Source organism: Nonomuraea turkmeniaca, assembly GCF_005889735.1.
In the GTDB taxonomy this organism is placed as follows: Bacteria; Actinomycetota; Actinomycetes; order Streptosporangiales; family Streptosporangiaceae; genus Nonomuraea; species Nonomuraea turkmeniaca.
Genome location: NZ_VCKY01000216.1, coordinates 1 through 18,256 on the forward strand (window position 1 = coordinate 1; position 18,256 = coordinate 18,256).

General features: G+C 72.1%; 19 protein-coding genes. 17 read left to right on the forward strand and 2 right to left on the reverse strand.

The genetic code is table 11. The features are described 5' to 3' along the window. The 17 genes from ETD86_RS59410 to ETD86_RS42090 all read left to right on the forward strand — a co-directional run. Positions 1-600: LuxR C-terminal-related transcriptional regulator (locus ETD86_RS59410; protein WP_138672212.1), on the forward strand; the 600-nt coding region annotated here is incomplete at its 5' end. Positions 601-638: 38 nt separating this feature from the next. Then, complete coding sequence (locus ETD86_RS42015) at positions 639-968, forward strand: TcmI family type II polyketide cyclase (protein WP_138672213.1); 330 nt, start codon at positions 639-641, stop codon at positions 966-968. Next, entirely contained in the window at positions 965-2,620 is a 1,656-nt protein-coding gene (locus ETD86_RS42020) for an acetyl-CoA carboxylase carboxyltransferase subunit alpha (protein WP_138672214.1), read from the forward strand. The genes ETD86_RS42015 and ETD86_RS42020 overlap by 4 nt, the downstream gene beginning before the upstream one ends. Further along, the gene (locus tag ETD86_RS42025; RefSeq protein WP_138672215.1) at positions 2,613-3,065 is read left to right on the forward strand and encodes an acetyl-CoA carboxylase biotin carboxyl carrier protein; all 453 of its coding nucleotides are present in this window, start codon (positions 2,613-2,615) and stop codon (positions 3,063-3,065) included. Before ETD86_RS42020 ends, ETD86_RS42025 begins: the two co-directional genes overlap by 8 nt. Further along, positions 3,062-4,423 carry an acetyl-CoA carboxylase biotin carboxylase subunit gene (locus ETD86_RS42030; RefSeq protein WP_138672216.1) on the forward strand — a complete coding sequence of 454 codons (1,362 nt, stop codon included), beginning with the start codon at positions 3,062-3,064 and terminating at the stop codon, positions 4,421-4,423. The genes ETD86_RS42025 and ETD86_RS42030 overlap by 4 nt, the downstream gene beginning before the upstream one ends. 66 nt (positions 4,424-4,489) lie before the next feature. Next, positions 4,490-5,224: a response regulator transcription factor gene (locus ETD86_RS42035; protein ID WP_138672217.1), complete on the forward strand. Its 735-nt coding sequence runs from the start codon at positions 4,490-4,492 to the stop codon at positions 5,222-5,224. Between the two features lie 8 nt (positions 5,225-5,232). Next, positions 5,233-6,570 carry a sensor histidine kinase gene (locus ETD86_RS42040; RefSeq protein WP_211370650.1) on the forward strand — a complete coding sequence of 446 codons (1,338 nt, stop codon included), beginning with the start codon at positions 5,233-5,235 and terminating at the stop codon, positions 6,568-6,570. A 137-nt stretch (positions 6,571-6,707) separates the two neighbouring features. Further along, complete coding sequence (locus ETD86_RS42045; RefSeq protein ID WP_246149084.1) at positions 6,708-8,600, forward strand: multicopper oxidase family protein; 1,893 nt, start codon at positions 6,708-6,710, stop codon at positions 8,598-8,600. Between the two features lie 78 nt (positions 8,601-8,678). Next, positions 8,679-9,194 carry a hypothetical protein gene (locus ETD86_RS42050; protein WP_138672218.1) on the forward strand — a complete coding sequence of 172 codons (516 nt, stop codon included), beginning with the start codon at positions 8,679-8,681 and terminating at the stop codon, positions 9,192-9,194. Next, positions 9,191-10,243: a peptidoglycan-binding protein gene (locus tag ETD86_RS42055; RefSeq protein WP_246149079.1), complete on the forward strand. Its 1,053-nt coding sequence runs from the start codon at positions 9,191-9,193 to the stop codon at positions 10,241-10,243. The genes ETD86_RS42050 and ETD86_RS42055 overlap by 4 nt, the downstream gene beginning before the upstream one ends. A gap of 35 nt (positions 10,244-10,278) precedes the next feature. Further along, on the forward strand, positions 10,279-10,959 hold the full coding sequence (locus ETD86_RS42060; protein ID WP_138672219.1) for an ABC transporter ATP-binding protein: 681 nt from the start codon (positions 10,279-10,281) through the stop codon (positions 10,957-10,959). Then, a complete protein-coding gene (locus ETD86_RS42065; RefSeq protein ID WP_138672220.1) occupies positions 10,956-12,146 on the forward strand; it encodes an ABC transporter permease in 1,191 nt (396 codons plus the stop codon). Before ETD86_RS42060 ends, ETD86_RS42065 begins: the two co-directional genes overlap by 4 nt. Positions 12,147-12,245: 99 nt before the next feature. Continuing rightward, entirely contained in the window at positions 12,246-12,488 is a 243-nt protein-coding gene (locus ETD86_RS42070) for an acyl carrier protein (RefSeq protein ID WP_138672221.1), read from the forward strand. Further along, complete coding sequence (locus ETD86_RS59780; RefSeq protein ID WP_138672222.1) at positions 12,485-13,306, forward strand: cupin domain-containing protein; 822 nt, start codon at positions 12,485-12,487, stop codon at positions 13,304-13,306. Before ETD86_RS42070 ends, ETD86_RS59780 begins: the two co-directional genes overlap by 4 nt. Beyond that, positions 13,303-14,568 (forward strand): beta-ketoacyl-[acyl-carrier-protein] synthase family protein, encoded by a 1,266-nt coding sequence (locus ETD86_RS42080; RefSeq protein ID WP_138672223.1) that lies wholly within the window; start codon positions 13,303-13,305, stop codon positions 14,566-14,568. The genes ETD86_RS59780 and ETD86_RS42080 overlap by 4 nt, the downstream gene beginning before the upstream one ends. After that, positions 14,565-15,785, forward strand: a complete 1,221-nt coding sequence (locus tag ETD86_RS42085; RefSeq protein WP_281287051.1) for a beta-ketoacyl synthase N-terminal-like domain-containing protein — start codon at positions 14,565-14,567, stop codon at positions 15,783-15,785. Before ETD86_RS42080 ends, ETD86_RS42085 begins: the two co-directional genes overlap by 4 nt. Before the next feature lie 96 nt (positions 15,786-15,881). Next, positions 15,882-17,141: a S1C family serine protease gene (locus tag ETD86_RS42090; protein WP_138672224.1), complete on the forward strand. Its 1,260-nt coding sequence runs from the start codon at positions 15,882-15,884 to the stop codon at positions 17,139-17,141. On the opposite strand, the gene ETD86_RS42095 is transcribed toward ETD86_RS42090, so the two are convergent. Together ETD86_RS42095 and ETD86_RS42100 are read right to left on the reverse strand one after the other, a co-directional pair. Beyond that, on the reverse strand, positions 17,036-17,890 hold the full coding sequence (locus tag ETD86_RS42095; RefSeq protein ID WP_138672225.1) for a 5-oxoprolinase subunit C family protein: 855 nt from the start codon (positions 17,888-17,890) through the stop codon (positions 17,036-17,038). The genes ETD86_RS42090 and ETD86_RS42095 overlap by 106 nt on opposite strands. A 10-nt stretch (positions 17,891-17,900) precedes the next feature. Next, positions 17,901-18,256: 5-oxoprolinase subunit B family protein (locus tag ETD86_RS42100; RefSeq protein ID WP_138672226.1), on the reverse strand; the 356-nt coding region annotated here is incomplete at its 5' end.

Consider the following 18,256-nt stretch of genomic DNA (forward strand, 5'->3'; position numbering starts at 1 on the left):
GTGGTGTTGATGGATATCAATATGCCGCGGATGGGGGGTTTGGAGGCGACGCGGCGGATCTGTGAGGGGCAGGGTCCGCGGGTGATCATTTTGACGATGTATGACCAGGACGAGTTTGTGTTCGAGGCGTTGCGGGCGGGGGCGTCGGGTTTCGTGTTGAAGGATTCGTCGCCGGAGCTGCTGGTGGAGGCGGTGCGGATGGTGGCCTCGGGGGAGGGGCTGCTGGCGCCGTCGGTGACGCGGCGGTTGATCGAGGAGTTTGCGCGGCGGCCGGTGGTGTCGGCGGCGGTGGCGCCTGATCTGGTGGGGTTGACGGATCGGGAGCTGGATGTGTTCCGGTTGCTGGTGCGGGGTTATCGCAATGAGGACATCGCGCGGTTGCTGGTGTTGGGGGAGTCGACGGTGAAGTCGCACGTGCAGCATCTGTATCAGAAGCTGGGAGTGCGGGATCGGGTGCAGGTGGTGATCTACGCCTACGAGAACGGGCTGGTGCAGCCAGGACGTGGCTGGGACTCCATCGAGGGGACGACCTCGTCCACCGCGAAGGGGAGGCTGGAGTTCATGTCGGCGGCGGGAGACACACGCGGCGCCGCTACCTAGCGTGGCGCTGTCCGGATCCCGACGACGAGGAGATCCTCGTGACCGACAGGAGTTTGATCGTGGCCCGCCTGGAGCCGGGGGCGGCTGCCGACGTCGCCCGCCTCTTCGGGGCCTCCGACGCCACCCCCCTCCCGCTCGAACTGGGTGTCGTCCGCCGCCACCTGTTCCAGTACCACGACCTGTACTTCCACTACGTGGAGTTCGACGGCGACGCACGCGCCCAGGTGGGCAGGGCCCGCGACCGGGCCGACTTCCAGCGGCTCAGCGCCGACCTCGACCGCTACGTCAAACCGTTCGACCCGGCCACCTGGCGCAGCCCGGCCGACGCCATGGCCAGCGAGTTCTACGGGTGGGAGCGGCGCTCATGACACTCACCATCGACGGCGCCGCCGCGTCGTGGACCGCCTGTGCCGGCTGCGGAAGCCTGCTCTACGTGCCCAAACTGACGCGCGGCAAGCACGTCTGCCCCGACTGCGGTCACCACCACCGCTTGGGCGCGCGAGAGCGCCTGCGCCTGCTGCTCGACGAGGATTCCTTCCAGGCCGCCCCGGCGGTGGAGGGCGGCGACCCGCTGGGCTTCGCCGACTCCCGCCCGTATCCGGAGCGCCTGGCCGCCGCCAGGCGTGCCACCGGGCTCGCCGACGCGGTGCTGCACGGCAAGGGCACGCTCGGCGGCCGCCCGCTCATCGCGCTGGCCATGGACTTCGCGTTCATGGGCGGCAGCATGGGGTCGGCGGTGGGAGAGACGGTGTCCAGGGCCGCCGACGAGGCGCTGGCCACCAGCAGCCCCCTGCTGCTGGTCGCGGCCAGCGGAGGCGCCCGCATGCAGGAGGGCAGCCTGTCGCTCATGCAGATGGCCAAGACCGCCCAGGCTGTGCGCCGGCTGCGCAGGGCCGGTGTGCCCTCCATCTGCCTGCTGACCGATCCCACCTTCGGCGGGGTCACCGCCTCGTTCGCCACGCTCGCCGACGTCCTGGTGGCCGAGCGCGGCAGCCTGATCGGCTTCGCCGGGCCGCGCGTCATCGCCGCCGCCACCCGAGAGCGCCTGCCCGAGGGGTTCCAGACGGCGGAGTACCTCTTCTCCCGTGGCATGCTCGACCGGGTCGAGTCGCGCGAGTCGGTGCGCCCGCTGCTGGCACGCCTGCTCAACCTGCTGGACGGGGCCACGCCACCGCGCCGGGGCCGGCAAGACCCGCCCGCCCGGGACGGCGGCGAGACGGCGGCGAGCGCCTGGGAGACCGTCCGGCTGGCCCGCGACATCCAGCGGCCGAGCACGCTCGACTACATCAGCCACATGTGCGAGGACTTCGTCGAGTTGCACGGTGACCGGGTGCACGGCGACGACCCGGCCATTGTCGGGGGGCTCTGCTCCCTGGGCGGCGTCAACGCTATGATCATCGGCCATCAGAAGGGGCACGACACGCAGGAGCTGATCTCCCGCAACTTCGGCATGGCCCATCCCGAGGGCTACCGCAAGGCGCTGCGGCTCATGCGCCTGGCCGAGTCGTACGGTCTGCCGGTCGTCACGCTGATCGACACCCAGGGCGCCGCGCCCGGCATCGGCGCGGAGGAACGCGGCCAGGCCTGGGCCATCGCCTCCGCCATCGCCGGGATGGGCGAACTGACGGTGCCGATCGTGGCGACCGTCACCGGTGAGGGAGGCAGCGGCGGCGCGCTGGCCCTCGGCGTGGCCGACGAGGTGCTGATGATGCGCAACGCCTGCTACTCGGTGATCAGCCCGGAAAGTTGTTCAACGATCCTGTGCGGAGAGCCCTCCAGGGCGGCGCACATGGCCGAGTCGCTCCGCCTCACCGCCCCCGAGCTGCTGCGCCTGGGCGTGATCGACGGCATCGTGCCCGAGCCGGAGGGGGGCAGCCAGACCGACCACGTGCAGGCCGCGGCGAGCCTCAAGGACATGATCCTCGACTCGCTCGGCCGGCTGTCCCGCTACGACCCGCACGAGCTGGTGCGGCGGCGGCACGACAGGTTCCGGGCCCTGGGATCGGTCTCGGATGTCTGAGCAGGCGTGGAGTGAGGAATTCAAGCTGCTGCGCGCGGAGGTCAGCAGCCTGGTGAAGACCATTCCCGGCGCGGTGTCCACCGTTGTGCTCCGCTCCGGCGACCGCAGCGTGGAGGTCAGCTGGACGCACCAGGAGGCCCCGGTCGCCCGGCCCCCGGGCGAACCGGAGCAGCCCCGGGACGAGGTGGCCGACCCGGAGCTCAGATCGGTCGTCGCGCCGCTGGTCGGCACGTTCTACGTGGCCCCAGAGCCGGGTGCGGAGCCGTTCGCCCGCCCCGGCGCCCGGGTCGAGCCCGGACAGACCGTGGCCATCGTGGAGGCGATGAAGCTGATGAACCAGGTGCCGTCCGAGTGGTCGGGAGAGGTGGTGGAGGTGCTGGTCGCCGACGGACAGCCGGTGGAGTTCGGCCAGGAGCTGCTCCGCGTCCGGGTGGACGGCACATGACCGCGCCGCCGTTCCGCAAGGTGCTCATCGCCAACCGCGGAGAGATCGCCCTGCGCATCGCCAGGACCTGCAGAGAGCTGGGCATCGCCACGGTCGCCGTCTACTCCACCCCCGATCGCGACAGCGCGGCGGTGAGGTTCGCCGACGAGGCCGTGCACATCGGGCCCGCCGCGCCCAGACGCAGCTACCTGTCCATGCCGGGCCCCATCGAGGCGGCGCTGCGCTGCGGCGCCGACGCGGTGCACCCGGGCTACGGCTTCCTGTCGGAGGACCCGGACTTCGCCACCGTGTGCGCCGACAACGGCCTGACGTTCATCGGACCGCGCCCCGAGGTGATGGCCGCCGTGGGCGACAAGGCCAAGGTCCGGGAGCTGATGCGCGCCGCCGGGTTGCCCGTGCTGCCCGGCAGCGACGGGGCCGTTCCCACGCTCGCCGAGGCCGAGCGGGTGGCGTCGGAGATCGGCTATCCGGTGGTGGTCAAGGCGGCCGCGGGAGGCGGCGGCAGGGGCATCGGCATCGCCAGGAACGCGGCCGAGCTGCCACGCGTGCTCCAGGAGACGGTCGCGCTGGCCCGGGCGGTCTTCGGCAACGGCGAAGTCTACGTGGAGCGGTATGTAGAACGGGCCCGCCACGTCGAGGTCCAGGTGCTCGGCGACCAGGCGGGCAACGTCGTGCACCTGGGCGAGCGCGACTGCTCGCTGCAGCGGCGCAACCAGAAGCTCGTCGAGGAGGCCCCCTCGCCCGGTCTCGACCCGCGCACGCGTGCCGCGCTGGGCGAGCACGCGGTCGCGGGGGCCAAGGCCGTCGGCTACACCGGGGCGGGCACCATGGAGTTCCTGGTGGACGAGGCGGGGACCGTGACGTTCATGGAGCTGAACGCCAGGATCCAGGTCGAGCATCCGGTCACCGAGGCGCTCACGGGAATCGACCTGATCCGCGAGCAGATCAGGATCGCCGCCGGGCTGCCGCTCGCCGTCAAGCAGGAGGACGTCCGCCTGTCCGGCGCCGCGATCGAGTGCCGGGTCAACGCCGAGGATCCCGAGGCGGACTTCCGGCCGGCGCCGGGCCGCCTGGAGGTCTTCGACGTGCCCGGAGGCCCCTGGACGCGGGTCGACTCCGGTTTCGTGCGTGGCGACACCGTGCCGCCGTATTACGACTCCCTGCTCGCCAAGCTGGTCGTCTGGGCCCCGACCAGGGCGGAGGCGCTCGCCAGGGCCGACCGGGCGCTGGCCGAGTTCGTGGTGGCGGGGCCGGGCGTGGTCACCACGATCCCGCTGCTGCGCAGGCTGATCTCGCATCCCGTCTTCGCCGCGGGCCGGCACACCACCCGGTTCGTGCACGAGCTGCTCGACGGGTGACCCTGACGTGCTGGTCAGCGGACCTTCAGCTTTTCGTCAGTCTCGCCGATGATGATGACCGGCGAGATGAATGACACGAAGCGGGGTGGAGGCGTGGTCGAGACCGTCAGGCGACCGGAGGCGCGGCTGCTCGTCATCGAGGACGAACCCGACATTCTCGAGCTGCTCTCCGCCAGCCTGCGTTTCTCCGGGTTCGAGGTGGTCGGCGTCTCCAAGGGGGTGCGCGGGATCGAGGCGGCCCTGCGGCACCGCCCCGATCTGATCATCCTGGACGTGATGCTGCCCGACGTCGACGGGTTCGAGGTGATCAAGCGGCTGCGCTCGGGCGGCGACCGTACGCCCGTGGTGTTCCTGACCGCCCGTGACTCGGTCGACGACCGGATCAGAGGGCTCACCCTGGGCGGCGACGACTACGTGAGCAAGCCCTTCAGCCTCGACGAGGTCGTCGCCAGGATCAGGGCCGTGCTCAGGCGCCTGCGCGATGGCGCGACCACACCGCCGCCCCGGCTCACGTTCGCCGACATCGAGCTCGACGAGGAGAGCCACCAGACCTGGCGGGGCGGCGAGCCGGTGCAGCTCTCACCGACGGAGTTCGCCCTGCTGCGCTACTTCATGCTCAACGTCGGCAGGGTGCTGTCCAAGGCGCAGATCCTCGACCACGTCTGGCATTACGATTTCCGCGGCGCCGACGCCATCGTGGAGAAATACGTCTCGGCGTTGCGCAGAAAGGTTGACTACCGCGACCCGCGGCTGATCCACACGCTGCGGGGCGTCGGATACGTTCTCAGGCCGCCCCAGTGAGCCTGCCAGTGAGCAGGACCCCGCTGAGGGTCAAGCTCACCGTCATCGTGGTGCTCCTGGTGACGGTCGCCGTCACGGTGATCAGCGTGGCGAGCGTGGTGCTGCTGCGCGACCGCCTGCTCGACCGGGTGGACGACCAGATCAGGCGGGTCACGGAGACGCTGCACAACGACATGCGGGACGAGCGCCCCACCCCGGAGGGTCAGCTGCTCGTGTACGTGCCGAGCGACGTCTCCGTGCTGCGGGTGGGCAGGGACGGCACGGTGACCGCCCGCTCCAGGAACGCTGACCCGGACTTCGAGGCCGCGCTGCCGCCGAGCCTGTCCTCGGGCATCTCGACCGTGGAACGCTGGCGGGTGCTCGCGGACGGCGGGCTGCTCGTCGCCATGCCGCTCACCCAGGTCGACGAGACCGTGACCCAGATGGCGTGGATCGGTGCGATCGTGGCCCTGGTCGTGGTGGCGATCGTGGCCGCCGCCGGCGTGATCGCCGTCAGGGGCAGTTTGCGGCCGCTGGAGGAGATCGAACGCACGGCCCAGGTGATCGCCGCGGGCAATCTGTCGCGCCGGGTCGAGGGCGAGGACCCGCGTACCGAGGTGGGGCGGTTGGCGCGGGCGCTGAACGGCATGTTGGCGCAGATCGAGTCCGCCTTCCGCGCCAGGGCCGCGTCCGAGGAGTACATGCGGCGCTTCGTCGCCGACGCCGGCCACGAGCTGCGCACCCCGCTGACCGCCATCCGCGGCTTCGCCGACCTGTTCAGGCGCCAGCGCGGCGAGGACGAGCTGGTCGCCAGGATCGGCAGGGCCGCGGGGAGAATGAGCCTGCTGGTGGAGGACCTGCTGCTGCTGGCCAGCCTCGACCAGCGCAGGCCGCTGCGCAGTGACCGCGTCGATCTGCTGGCGGTCGCGGCCGAGGCCGTGCAGGAGGCGGCGCTGCTCGCGCGCGACAGGAAGATCGACCTGACCGTGAAGGGTGAGAACGCGCCCCTGGTGATCGGCGACGAGTCGCGGCTGCGCCAGGTCATCGGCAATCTGCTGAGCAACGCCGTACGGCACACGCCGCCGGGCACGGCCGTCGAGGTGCGGCTGCTGGAGGGACGGCTCGACGACGGCGGGCCCGCGGTCGTGCTGGAGGTCGCCGACCAGGGCCCCGGGCTGAGCCCCGAGCAGGCCGAGCGGGTCTTCGAGCGGTTCTACCGTGCCGACAAGGCCCGCTCGCGCGACGAGGGCGGCAGCGGGCTGGGGCTGGCCATCGTCGCCGCGCTCGCGGCCGCGCACGGCGGCGTGGCGGAGGTGGACTCCGGCTCGGGCGCCACCTTCCGGGTACGCCTGCCGGCCGCTGACTGAACGGTCTGCCTGCGGTCAGGCGGCGTTCAGCCACGCTCGCTTCGATGAGTCCTCGTCCAAAGGATGAGAGGGCTTCTCATCACCATGGTGGAAGACCCGGGAAACAGGGGGTGCCTAGCGTGGCGGCCGTGGAAGAGATGGGTGTTTACCGACAGGGGCCGACCCGGCGCCAGGCTTTCGCCGGCGCGGGCGCGCTGCTCGGCCTGGCGATGGCCGGACAGGGATCGGCGGCGATGGCGGCCGGCGCGGGAGAGCCGCCACGGGATCCGGCACTGCAGCTGACCAAGTTCGTGGACCGGCTGCCGATCCCGCCGCTGATCAAGCCGCAGCGGCGCGGGTCGCTGTGGGAGCTGACGATCCGGCTGCGGGTGGCGCAACGGCGGATGCACTCGGAGCTGCCGCCCACCCGCCTGTGGACCTACGAGGGCGGCTTCCCCGGGCCCACCATCGAGGTGGAGCGGGGGCAGCGGGTCAGGGTGACCTGGGCCAACCAGCTCGCGACCCCGTTCCCCGTCAGCGCGGTTCAGGTGTCGGACGAGGGGCTGCCGGCGACCAAGCCGCCGTCGAACTACCCGGGCAGGGACGGCGTAGAGCCGATCGCGGACGTCGCCGCGTTACCCGCCTGGGCCGCGGTGCACCTGCACGGCTCGCGCACCGGCGGCGGCAACGACGGCTGGGCCGAGAACGCCGTCCACCCCGGCGACGCCCAGCTGTCGGAGTACCCGAACGACCAGCCGGCCGCCACGCTCTGGTACCACGACCACGCCATGCACCTGACCCGGTTCACCGTCTTCTCCGGGCTGGCCGGCATGTACTACATCAGGGACAAGGAGGAGGCGGCGCTCGGGCTGCCACGCGGCGCGCACGAGATCCCGCTGGTGTTGTGCGACCGCAACTTCGATCTGGGACAGGACGGCAAACTCGACGGCAGGCTGCTCCACAAGGTCATCCTCGAACGGGAGGAGCCCCCGTCGCCGGGTTTCTTCCTGGGGCCGTACAACCTGGTCAACGGCATGGTCTGGCCGTATCTCGACGTGGAGCCGCGCTGGTACCGGTTCAGGGTGCTGAACGCGTCCAACGCGCGTACGTACCGGCTCATGGTGCTGGACCAGGACGGCAAGCCGCTGTCCGGCGCGCTGAAGGTGATCGGCTCGGACAACGGCCTGCTCGGCGCGCCCGCTCCGGTGACGGGCGCGCTCACCCTGGCGCCCGCCGAACGGGCCGACGTGCTGGTGGACTTCTCCGCTCTCGGCGGCAGGACGCTCAAGCTGGTGGACACCTACCCGGGCATCACCCCGGGCGAGCCCAACCCGCGCAACGGCATACCGGAGCCGGACATCATGCAGGTCAGAGTGTCGGACGGCCGCTCGGGCGACCGCTTCACGCTCCCTGCCGCGATCTCGCCGTCGTTCAAGCGGCTGACCCACGACGACGTCCCGGCCGGCCACGGGCATCGGTGGATCGTCGTCCCGCCGTCGGCGACCTTCAGCGGCCAGCCCAATGAGCTGGGAATGTGGGAGATGGCCGAGGTCGATCCGAGCACGGTCACGATCCCGAGCGCCGGAGTCGTCCAGGTGCAGGGGCCGGACGGCAAGGTCAAGACGCTCAAACGGGTGGCGGGCGAGTACGCCGACCACAGTGACTTCGTCATCGCCCGCGGCAGCTGGGAGATGTGGAACTTCCTGGTGCTGACCCGGCAGCCGCATCCTATGCACGTGCACATGGTCCGCTTCCAAGCGCTGAACAGGGACGTCTACGACCGCAGCGGCTGGAACGAGGAGCTCCGCGGCACCACCACGCCGATCAAGTTCCTCCGCGAGGGGCCGCTCGAAGGGCATGAGCAGGGCTGGAAGGACGTCGTCCGAGTGCAAGGCGTCGAACTGGCCACCGTCGTCGGGCAGTTCGATCAGGTCGGCCGCTACGTCTACCACTGCCACATACTCGAACACGAGATGCACATGATGCGTCCCTTCGTGGTGATGCCGCCTGAAGTGCTGAAGCTCCACCCACCCGGCGGCGGGCATCACTGAACTGTCAGGTTGTTTTCTGCCGGACGGGAAGGGCCCGGTCAGCTTCGGCCGCGAAGGTGAGCGCGGAGGTGATCGAAGATGAGACCACGATGGTCCATGATCCTTGTTTGCGCCGCCGCCCTGCTGGCGCTCCCGGCCTGTACGCCGGAGCAGGCGGCGGCACCGTCCACGGGAACGGCGTCGGCGTCGGCGTCCTCGACCGGCGGCACCGAAGACAGCCTGGCCAGGTGGATGACCTGCATGCGCGAGAACGGCGTGCCGGTGGAGGACCCGAGGGAGAGCGGCCGGCTCAGCGCCGCTGACACCGGGGTCAGCCAGGAGGTGCTGGAGAAGGCCCAGGAGGCCTGCCGCCAGTACGTCCAGCCGGCCGCCGGTGACCGGCCCAACGCGAACGACCCCAGCGTGATGGACAAATACCTGGCCTACGCCGCCTGCATGCGTGACAACGGCGTCGACATGCCCGACCCCAAGGCCGACGCCAACGGCGAGATCGTGATGGAGCCGAAGACGGCCACCGACTCTCCCCAGTACGTGAAGGCGAACAAGGCCTGCCAGAGCAAGCTCCCCGGCGGCGGTCCTGGCGGGGCACGGTGAGCAAGCGCGGACTGATCGTGTCCGTCACGGTGGCGCTGGTGCTCGGCGCGGGGGCCGCGGCAGTGGCCCTGCTCGCGCCGGGCGGCGCCGAGGCCGGAGGCGGCGCGGCGACATCGCCTCCGGCCACCGCGACGGTGGAGCGCGGTGATCTGACCGACACCCTGACCGTCAGCGGCGTCCTCGGCCACGGCGCCGAGCAGCCGGTGATCAACTCCGCGGGCGGCACGCTCACCGCCCTGCCCGCGGAGGGCGCGGTGATAGGGCGCGGGGACGAGCTCTACGAGGTCGACCGCGACCCCGTGGTTCTGATGTACGGGCCCAAGCCCATGCACCGCACCCTCGAACTCGGCGTGACCGACGGCGCCGACGTGCGTCACCTGGAGAAGAACCTGAAGGCGCTCGGCCACGATCTGACCGTGGACGACCACTTCGGCCTGGCGACCCTGACAGCCGTACGGGAATGGCAGGCCGACACCGGGCTGCCCGTGACCGGCTCGGTCAGCAAGTCCCAGGTGGTGTTCCTGCCCGGCAAGGTCCGCGTCCAGGCGCTGCGCGCCTCGGTGGCGGCCCCGGTCCGCAAGGGGCAGACCCTGCTGACCGTCACCGGAGTCGAGCGGATGGTGACCGTCCAGCTCGACGCCGGCCGTCAGCGCCTGGCCAAGAAGGGCGCCCCCGTGGGGCTCCAGCTCCCCGGGGAGCTGGAGCTGACCGGGAAGATCGCCAAGGTGGGTACCGTGGCCAAGCCGGCCGGAGACGACGGCACCTCCACCGTGGAGGTGCGGATCACCTTGGACGACCCGGGCAAGGCCGGCACGCTGGACCAGGCGCCGGTCAGCGTGGAGCTGCAGAGCGAGATCCGCCGCGGCGTGCTGTCCGTGCCGGTGGAGGCGCTGCTCGCGCTGCGCGAGGGCGGCTACGGCGTCGAGGTCGTCGAGGGGTCGTCCGTGCGGGTCGTGCCCGTGAAGGCCGGGGTCTTCGCCGGCGGCCGGGTCGAGGTGTCCGGCGGCGACCTGCGCGAGGGCATGCGAGTGGGGGTGCCGGGGACGTGACAGCCATCGGCAGGCGAGCGGAGGGTGCCGGCCCCATGACGCCCATCGTCCGCCTCGAGAACGTGGTGAAGACCTACGACGGCGGGGTGGCCGCGCTGCGCGGCGTCGACCTGGACATCTTCCCGGGAGAACTGCTCGCCATCGTCGGCCCGTCCGGCTCGGGCAAGTCGACGCTCCTGCACATGATGGGCGTGCTCGACCGGCCGACCTCGGGACGCGTGATCATCGCCGGGCACGACATCGGGCGCCTGCCCGACCGCGAGTTGTCGGGCCTGCGCGCCTCGCTGCTCGGCTTCGTCTTCCAGCAGTTCCACCTGGCCGCGGGGGTGTCCGCGCTCGACAACGTGGCCGACGGGATGCTCTATTCGGGCGTGCCGCTGTCCGAGCGGCGCCGGCGGGCCGCGCTGGCGCTGGAGCGGGTGGGGCTGGGCGAACGCCTGACGCACCGGCCGCACGAGCTGTCCGGCGGCGAGCAGCAGCGCGTCGCCGTGGCCAGGGCCGTCGTCCGGGAGCCGGCGATACTCTACGCCGACGAGCCGACCGGCAACCTCGACAGCGCCTCGGGCGCGGAGGTGCTCGGCGTGCTCAGGACGCTCCACGCCGACGGCACCACCATCGCGATCATCACCCACGAGCACGAGGTGGCCGCGGCGGCCGGCCGGCAGGTCAGCGTCCGCGACGGCCGCATCGTGTCCGACGTCAGGAGCCCGTTATGACCGCGGTGACGCCCTCCCGGCTGATGGCGCGCGATCTGCTCAGGGTCGGCCTGGCAGGGCTCAGGGTGCGGCGGACGCGGGTGGCGCTGGCCTCGCTGGGCATCGCCATCGGCATCGCCACCATGGTCGCGGTCGTCGGCATCTCGTCCTCCAGCCAGGCGGACCTGCTGCGCAGGCTCGACGAGCTCGGCACGAACATGCTCACGGTCAAGGCTGGACAGACCCTGCAGGGGGAGGACGCCAAGCTGCCGGAGCAATCGGTCGCCATGGTGAGCAGGATCGAATCCGTGTACGCGGTGGCCGCCACCGGCGACCTCGAGGCCAGCGTCTACCGCACCGACCGCATCCCGGCCGATCGCACCGGCGGCATCTCGGTCCGCGCCGCCACACTCGGGCTGCTGGAGACCGTACAGGGGCGGGTACGCACGGGATCCTGGTTCACCACCGCGAGCGCGAGCTTCCCCACCGTGGTCCTTGGCGACCTGGCCTCCCGGAGGCTGGGCGTGACCGCGCCGGGCGCGCAGGTGTGGCTGGGCGGGCGCTGGTTCACCGTGCTCGGCGTGCTGGACCCGGTGCCACTCGCGCCGGGCATCGACCGGGCGGCGCTGGTCGGCTGGGAGGGCGCGCGCGACCTGCTGAGCTTCGACGGCCACCCGACCATGCTGTACGAGCGCTCCACGCCGGAGTACGTCGAGGCGGTCAGGAGCGTCCTACCCCGGACCGTGAACCCGGAGTATCCCGAGGAAGTGACCGTCAGCCGTCCGTCGGACGCGCTGGCCGCGCGCGCGGCCACGGCGGGCGCCTTCACCAACCTGCTGCTCGGGCTGGGCGCCGTCGCGCTGCTGGTCGGCGGCGTGGGCGTGGCCAACACCATGGTGGTCTCGGTGCTGGAGCGGCGCAGGGAGATCGGACTGCGCAGGGCTCTCGGCGCCACCAGGGGCCACATCCGCGCTCAGTTCCTCGCCGAGTCGCTGCTGCTGTCCGGGCTTGGGGGCGTGGCCGGCCTGGCGCTCGGCACGCTGGTCACCATCGGGTACGCGGTCTCGAACGGCTTCCCGACCCTGGTGCCGCTCTGGGCGATCGGCGGCGGGCTGGGCGCGGTCGTGGTCATCGGCTCGGTCGCCGGGCTCTATCCGGCCGTACGCGCGGCCAGGCTCTCTCCGACGGTCGCCCTCGGTACCGCTTGAGACCCACCTCCAGGAGGGGGATCTCCTCCCGGAGGCGCGGCCGGGTATTCATCACGGTGGCGGAAGACCGGGCCGCCACCCGCTCCTACCGTGAGCCGTATGCCAGCCAACACGTTCACCGAGGCAGACCTGAGGGCCCTTCTCCTGGCCGTGGGCCTGGGCCCCGCGCAGGACGACTACACCCTGACCTTCGAGCAGCTCGAACTCGACTCGCTGGCCAGGGTGGAGATCGCCACGAGGATCGAGGACCGGTTCGGCCTCATCCTGGAGATCGCCGCCGAGCAGAGCCCCGCGCAGGTGGCCGAGCTCGTCAACTCCCGCCTGGCCGGAGCGGTGTCATGATCGGGCACACCGACAACGCCATCGAGATCGACGCGCCGATCGGTTTCGTCTGGGCGCAGACGAACGACGTACGCACCTGGCCTGACCTGTTCACCGAGTACGCCAAGGTCGAGGTGCTGGAGGAAGAGGCCGCCTCGGTCGTCTTCCGGCTCACCATGCACCCCGACGAGCAGGGCAGGGAGTGGTCGTGGATCTCCCAGCGCAGCTGGGACGCCGAGACCTGGACCGTGCGGGCGCGCCGGGTCGACACGGGACCGTTCGAGTTCATGAACATCACCTGGACCTACGAGGAGATCACCGCCGACCGCACCCGCATGCGGTGGGTGCAGGACTTCCACATGAAGCCGGACGCCCCGGCCGACACCGAGACGATGACCGAGCACATCAACCGCAACACCCGCATCCAGATGGAGATCATCAAGGACCGGGTCGAGCGGCGGCGCCGGGCCGTGGTCGGCTTCACCGACGTCCCCTCCAACACCCGCCGCGGCGGCGACCTGCGCACCCTGGTCTCGCCGGCCACTGTGGGCGCCAGCTCCGGCTTCCTCGGCGCGGTCCGCCTGGCCCCGGGCGAGAAGGTCGCCGAGCACTACCACCCCTACTCGGAGGAGTTCGTCTTCCTCGCGCACGGTGAGCTCCGGGTCGACCTCGACGACGAGCCCGTGGCCCTGGGAGAGGAGCAGGCGCTGCTGGTGCCCAGGAACGTGCGGCACCGGCTGACCAATGTCGGCCAGGATGAGGCGCTGGTGATCTTCCAGCTCAGCCCGCTCGCTCCCCGGCCCGAGCTGGGCCACGTCGACACCGAGGGGGCCACGTGAACGGCGGCCTCAGGCGCAGCGTGGTCACCGGGATCGGGGTGATCGCCCCCGGCGGCGGCAGCCGCGAGGAGTTCTGGCAGCGCATCACCGGCGGCAAGCCCGCGATCCGGCGCATCACCGCGTTCGATCCCGAGCCGTTCCGGTCGCAGATCGCCGCGGAGTGCGACTTCGACCCGTCCGCCTACGGCCTCACCCCGAGGGAGGTCAGGCGGCTGGACAGGTTCGTGCTCATGGCGCTGGCCTGCGCGGAAGAGGCGTTCGCCGACAGCGGGCTGACTTCGGCCGACCCCGAGCGGATGGGCGTCTCGCTCGGGACGGCGGTCGGCTCCACCATCCGGCTGGAGGAGGAGTACGTTGTCGCCAGCAACGGCGGCCGGGATTGGGTGGTCGATCCGACGCACGTCACGCCCTTCCTCTACCAGGCGCTGGTGCCGTCGAGCGCGGCCACCGAGCTCGCCGTCCGCTTCCACGCGCAGGGCCCGGCCGCGGTGATCTCGACCGGCTGCACCTCCGGCATCGACGCGATCGCGCACGCCCACACCCTGATCCAGGACGGCGAGGCCGACGTCGTCATCGCCGGCGCCTCCGACGCGCCCATCTCCCCGATCACCGTGGCCTGCTTCGACGCGATCAGGGCGACCAGCCCGCGCAATACCGACCCGGAGCAGGCGTCGCGCCCCTTCGACGCCGACCGGCAGGGGTTCGTGCTCGGCGAGGGCGCCGCCGTGCTGATCGTCGAGGAGCTCCAGCACGCCCTGGCCCGCGGCGCCCGGGTGTACTGCGAGATCACCGGCTTCGGCGCCCGGGCGAACGCCTTCCACATGACCGGCCTGCGCGCGGACGGCTTCGAGCTGGGTGAGGCCATCATGGAGGCGATGGACCGGGCCCGCCTGGCGCCTGAGGACCTCGGCTACATCAGCGCCCACGGCTCCGGCACCAAGCAGAACGACCGGCACGAGACCGCCGCCTACAAGCATGCGCTCGGCGAGGCGGCGCGCCGCGTCCCGATCAGCTCGATCAAGTCGGTCATCGGGCACTCGCTCGGCGCCATCGGATCGATCGAGATGGCCGCTTGCGCGCTGGCCATCCAGCGCGGCGTGGTCCCGCCGACGGCGAACCTCACGACCCCCGATCCCGAATGTGACCTGGACTACACGCCGGTCACGGCGAGGGAGGTCACCGTGGATCACGCCCTGTCCACCGGGAGCGGGTTCGGCGGGTTCCAGTCCGCCATGGTCTTCTCGCGCCTGGAGGCCGCGTGAGCCACAGGATGGTGATCACCGGGATCGGCGTGGTCGCGCCCACCGGGCTCGGCGCGGTCGAGCACTGGGAGAACGGTCTCGCGGGGCGCTCCGGCATCAGAGCGCTGGCCGACTCGGCCGCGCTGCCGGTGAAGGTGGCCGGCCAGGTGGCGGCCTTCGACGAGACCGAGCACGTCGAGCCGCGGCTGCTGGTGCAGACCGACAAGTGGTCGTGGATGGCGCTGGCCGCGACCGAGTTCGCGCTGGCGGACGCGGCCCTCGACCCGATGGGGGAGTTCCCGTTCCACCTGTCGGTGGTCACCGCGAGCTCATCCGGCGGGAACGCGTTCGGCCAGCGGGAGATCGAGGCGCTCTACCGCTCAGGGCCGCGGGCCGTCAGCGCGTACCAGTCGATCGGCTGGTTCTACGCCGCGAGCAGCGGCCAGATCTCCATTCGCCACCGGGCGAAGGGACCCTGCGGCGTGATCGTGTCCGACGGGGCGGGTGGGATCGACGCGCTCGCCCAGGCCGGGCGGCTCATCCGGCGGGGCGGCCAGGCGGTGATGGTCGGCGGCACGGAGGCGCCGCTGTCGCCGTACGCGCTGGTCTGCCAGGCCGGTCAGGGAACGCTCAGCGGGGAGCCTGACCCCGCCCGCGCCTACCGGCCCTTCGCGCGCGAGTCCGGCGGGTTCGTGCCCGGTGAGGGCGGCGCCATGCTCGTGGTCGAGGAGTGGCACCGCGCCCACATGCGCCCGGCCGCCCACATGTACGCCGAGATCGCCGGCACCGCCGCCACCCACGACGCCCGCGATCCCGCCGCACCCCCGGCGGATGGCCGGCAGCTGGCCCGGGCCATGAGCCTGGCGCTGGAACGGGCGGGGTGCGACGCCGACGAGGTGGACGCGGTCTTCGCCGACGGCGCGGGAACCCCGGCGGGCGACGAGGCGGAGGCGGCGGCGCTGGCCCAGGTGTTCCGCGGCCGGAGGGTGCCGGTCACCGTCCCCAAGACCATGACGGGCCGCCTCAACTCCGGAGGCGGCGCGCTCGACGTGGCCTGGGCCGCGCTCGCGCTGCATCACGGCGTCCTGCCGCCCACGGTCAACGCCGGCGAGCCCGCCCACGACCTGGACCTGGTCACGCGGGCCAGGGAGCTGCCCGGCCTGCGCACGGTGCTCGTCGTGGCGCGCGGCGTCGGCGGGTTCAACGCGGCGGCGGTGCTGCGCACCCCTGACAGATGACTGCGCGCGGTGTCACAGGAACCGGTCAGCCTGGCGTCAGCGTGAGGGAAGGTAGCGGCCCGAGTGTGGCACCACGAGACACGCCAGGGAGGCCGCATGTCCAGTGACGAGCAGGGCCGCGACGGCGGCATCGTCTACACCTACTATCCCGGGTGCGGATCCTGGCAGGTGGAGCAGCCGGCGCCGTCCCCCGAGCGCCGCGGCCGTCTCGGAGCGGCGGTCGCGGGGCTCGTCGTGGGCGCGCTGCTCGCCTCGCTGCTCAGCGGCCTCCTGTTCGGCCGTGGAGGAGCACGGGAGCGCGTGTCGGCCGCGATCACGCCGGCTCCCGCCCCCAGCACGACCGCCCGTCCGCTTTCCAGCCTGGCCGACATCGCTGAGGCGGTACGCCCCAGCGTCGTCTCCGTGACCACGGCGCGCGGCGCCGGCTCGGGGGTCGTGTACGACGCCGAGGGCACCGTACTGACCAACGCGCACGTGGTCGAGGATGCCAAGGGAGGCGACGTGCGGCTCCGGCTCGCCGACGGCACCACGGCCGAGGCCACGGTCCTGGGCGTCGACGCCTTCTCCGGCATCGCGGTGCTCAAGGCCGGCAAGGCCACGGGCCTGCGGCCCGCCAAGCTCGGCGACAGCGACAAGATCAGGGCCGGCGACGAGGTGCTGGCCATCGGCGGCCCTTTCGGCTTCGACGGCTCGGTGACCGCGGGCATCGTCAGCGCCCTGCACCGGATGCTTCCCGGTGAGGGCGGCCGGGCCGCCCTCACCGACGCGATACAGACCGACGCCGCCATCAACCCCGGCAACTCGGGCGGCGCGCTCGTTGACGCGGCGGGGCTTGTGATCGGCATCAACACGGCCATCGCGAGCACCCGCAACGGCAACGTCGGGGTCGGCTTCGCCATACCGGTGAACGAGGCCAGGCGCGTCGCCGACCAGCTCATCGCCGAGGGCGGCGTCGGGCGCGCCCACCTCGGCGTTTCGGTCACCGACGCGTCGGGCAGGGCGGGAGCGCTGATCGACGACGTGGAGCGGGCCGGCGCGGCGGACTCGGCGGGACTGCTGCCCGGCGATCTGATCACCGGGCTGGGCGGGACGGCGATCCGAGCGGAGGCCGACCTCGTCGCGGCGGTGCGCACTCGCCTGCCGGGCGAGCGCGTCACCGTCACCTACGAGCGTCAGGGTGTCGGGCACACCGTCGACGTGATGCTGGCCACGTGTGACGGGGAGCGGACTGGGGGACAGGCAGGGCAGGCTCAGATCTCAACGCGTCGTTGTGCGAGGAAGCGCACCTGGTCACCCGGGCAGAGCTGGGCGGCGGCGGGCAGGTCGGCGGTGCGCACCACGGCGATGACCGGGTAGCCCCCGGTGGGCGGGTGGTCGGCCAGGAAGACGATCGGCTGCCCGCTCGGCGGCACCTGGACCGCCCCCGCGACCATGCCCTCGCTCGGCAGCTCTCCCTCCTTGGCCCGCGCCAGCTCACGGCCGCGCAGTCGTACCCCCACGCGGTTACTGTCCTGGCTCACCTCGTACGGTCCCGCGCACAGCGCCGCCAGCGCGTCCGGCACGAACCAGTCGTCGCGTGGACCCGGCAGCACGCGCAGCACGGCCGGCCGCGGCTCGGGCAGCGGCGCCAGGTCCACCGAGATCGCGCCCTCCGGCCGGCCCACCGGCAGCAGCGTGCCCGCCCGCAGCGGCTCGGGGCCCAGTCCCGACAGTGAGTCGGTGGACCGGCTGCCGAGCACCGGCTGCACCGCGATCCCGCCACGCACCGCCAGATACGTCCGCAGGCCCCGCTCGGGCGTCCCCAGCCGCAACTCCGCGCCTTCGGGAACCCAGAACGGCACACCCATGCCCGCCCTCCGGACAGGACCGGCCGGCACCGGCGCCCCCGCCAGCGCGACCCACGCCCCCGTGCGGAACCGCAGCCGCGCCATGCCGAACGTCAGCTCGATCCCCGCCATGCCTTCGGCGTTGCCCACGAGCCGGTTCGCCAGCCGCAGGCTCGCCGCGTCCGCCGCTCCCGACCGCGGCACCCCCAGGTGGGCGTACCCGGGCCGCCCCAGATCCTGGACGGTCGCATACGGGCCGGGCGCGAGAACCTCGATCATGTTCGTGGCCTCACTCCGTGAGGCGGCTTCGGTCGCCATACGCCGCCGCCTTCCCCCGTAGCTCCCGCGTCGCCCCTCCTCCGGACGGCGGCGCACCCTCACGCTCGAACCGCACGCGCATGCCCGGCTGGAACAACGACGGCGGATCAGCCTCCACGTCCCACACCCGCACGGACGTGCGCCCCAGCAACCGCCACCCGCCAGGCGAAGCACTCGGATAGACCGCCGAGTACGGCCCCGCGACGGCCACCGACCCGGCGGGCACCGACGTGCGCGGAGTGTCCAGCCTGGGCATCTCCAGCACCGGGTCCAGCCCGGTGAGATAGGCGAACCCCGGCGCGAACCCCAGCCACCCCACCACCAGCT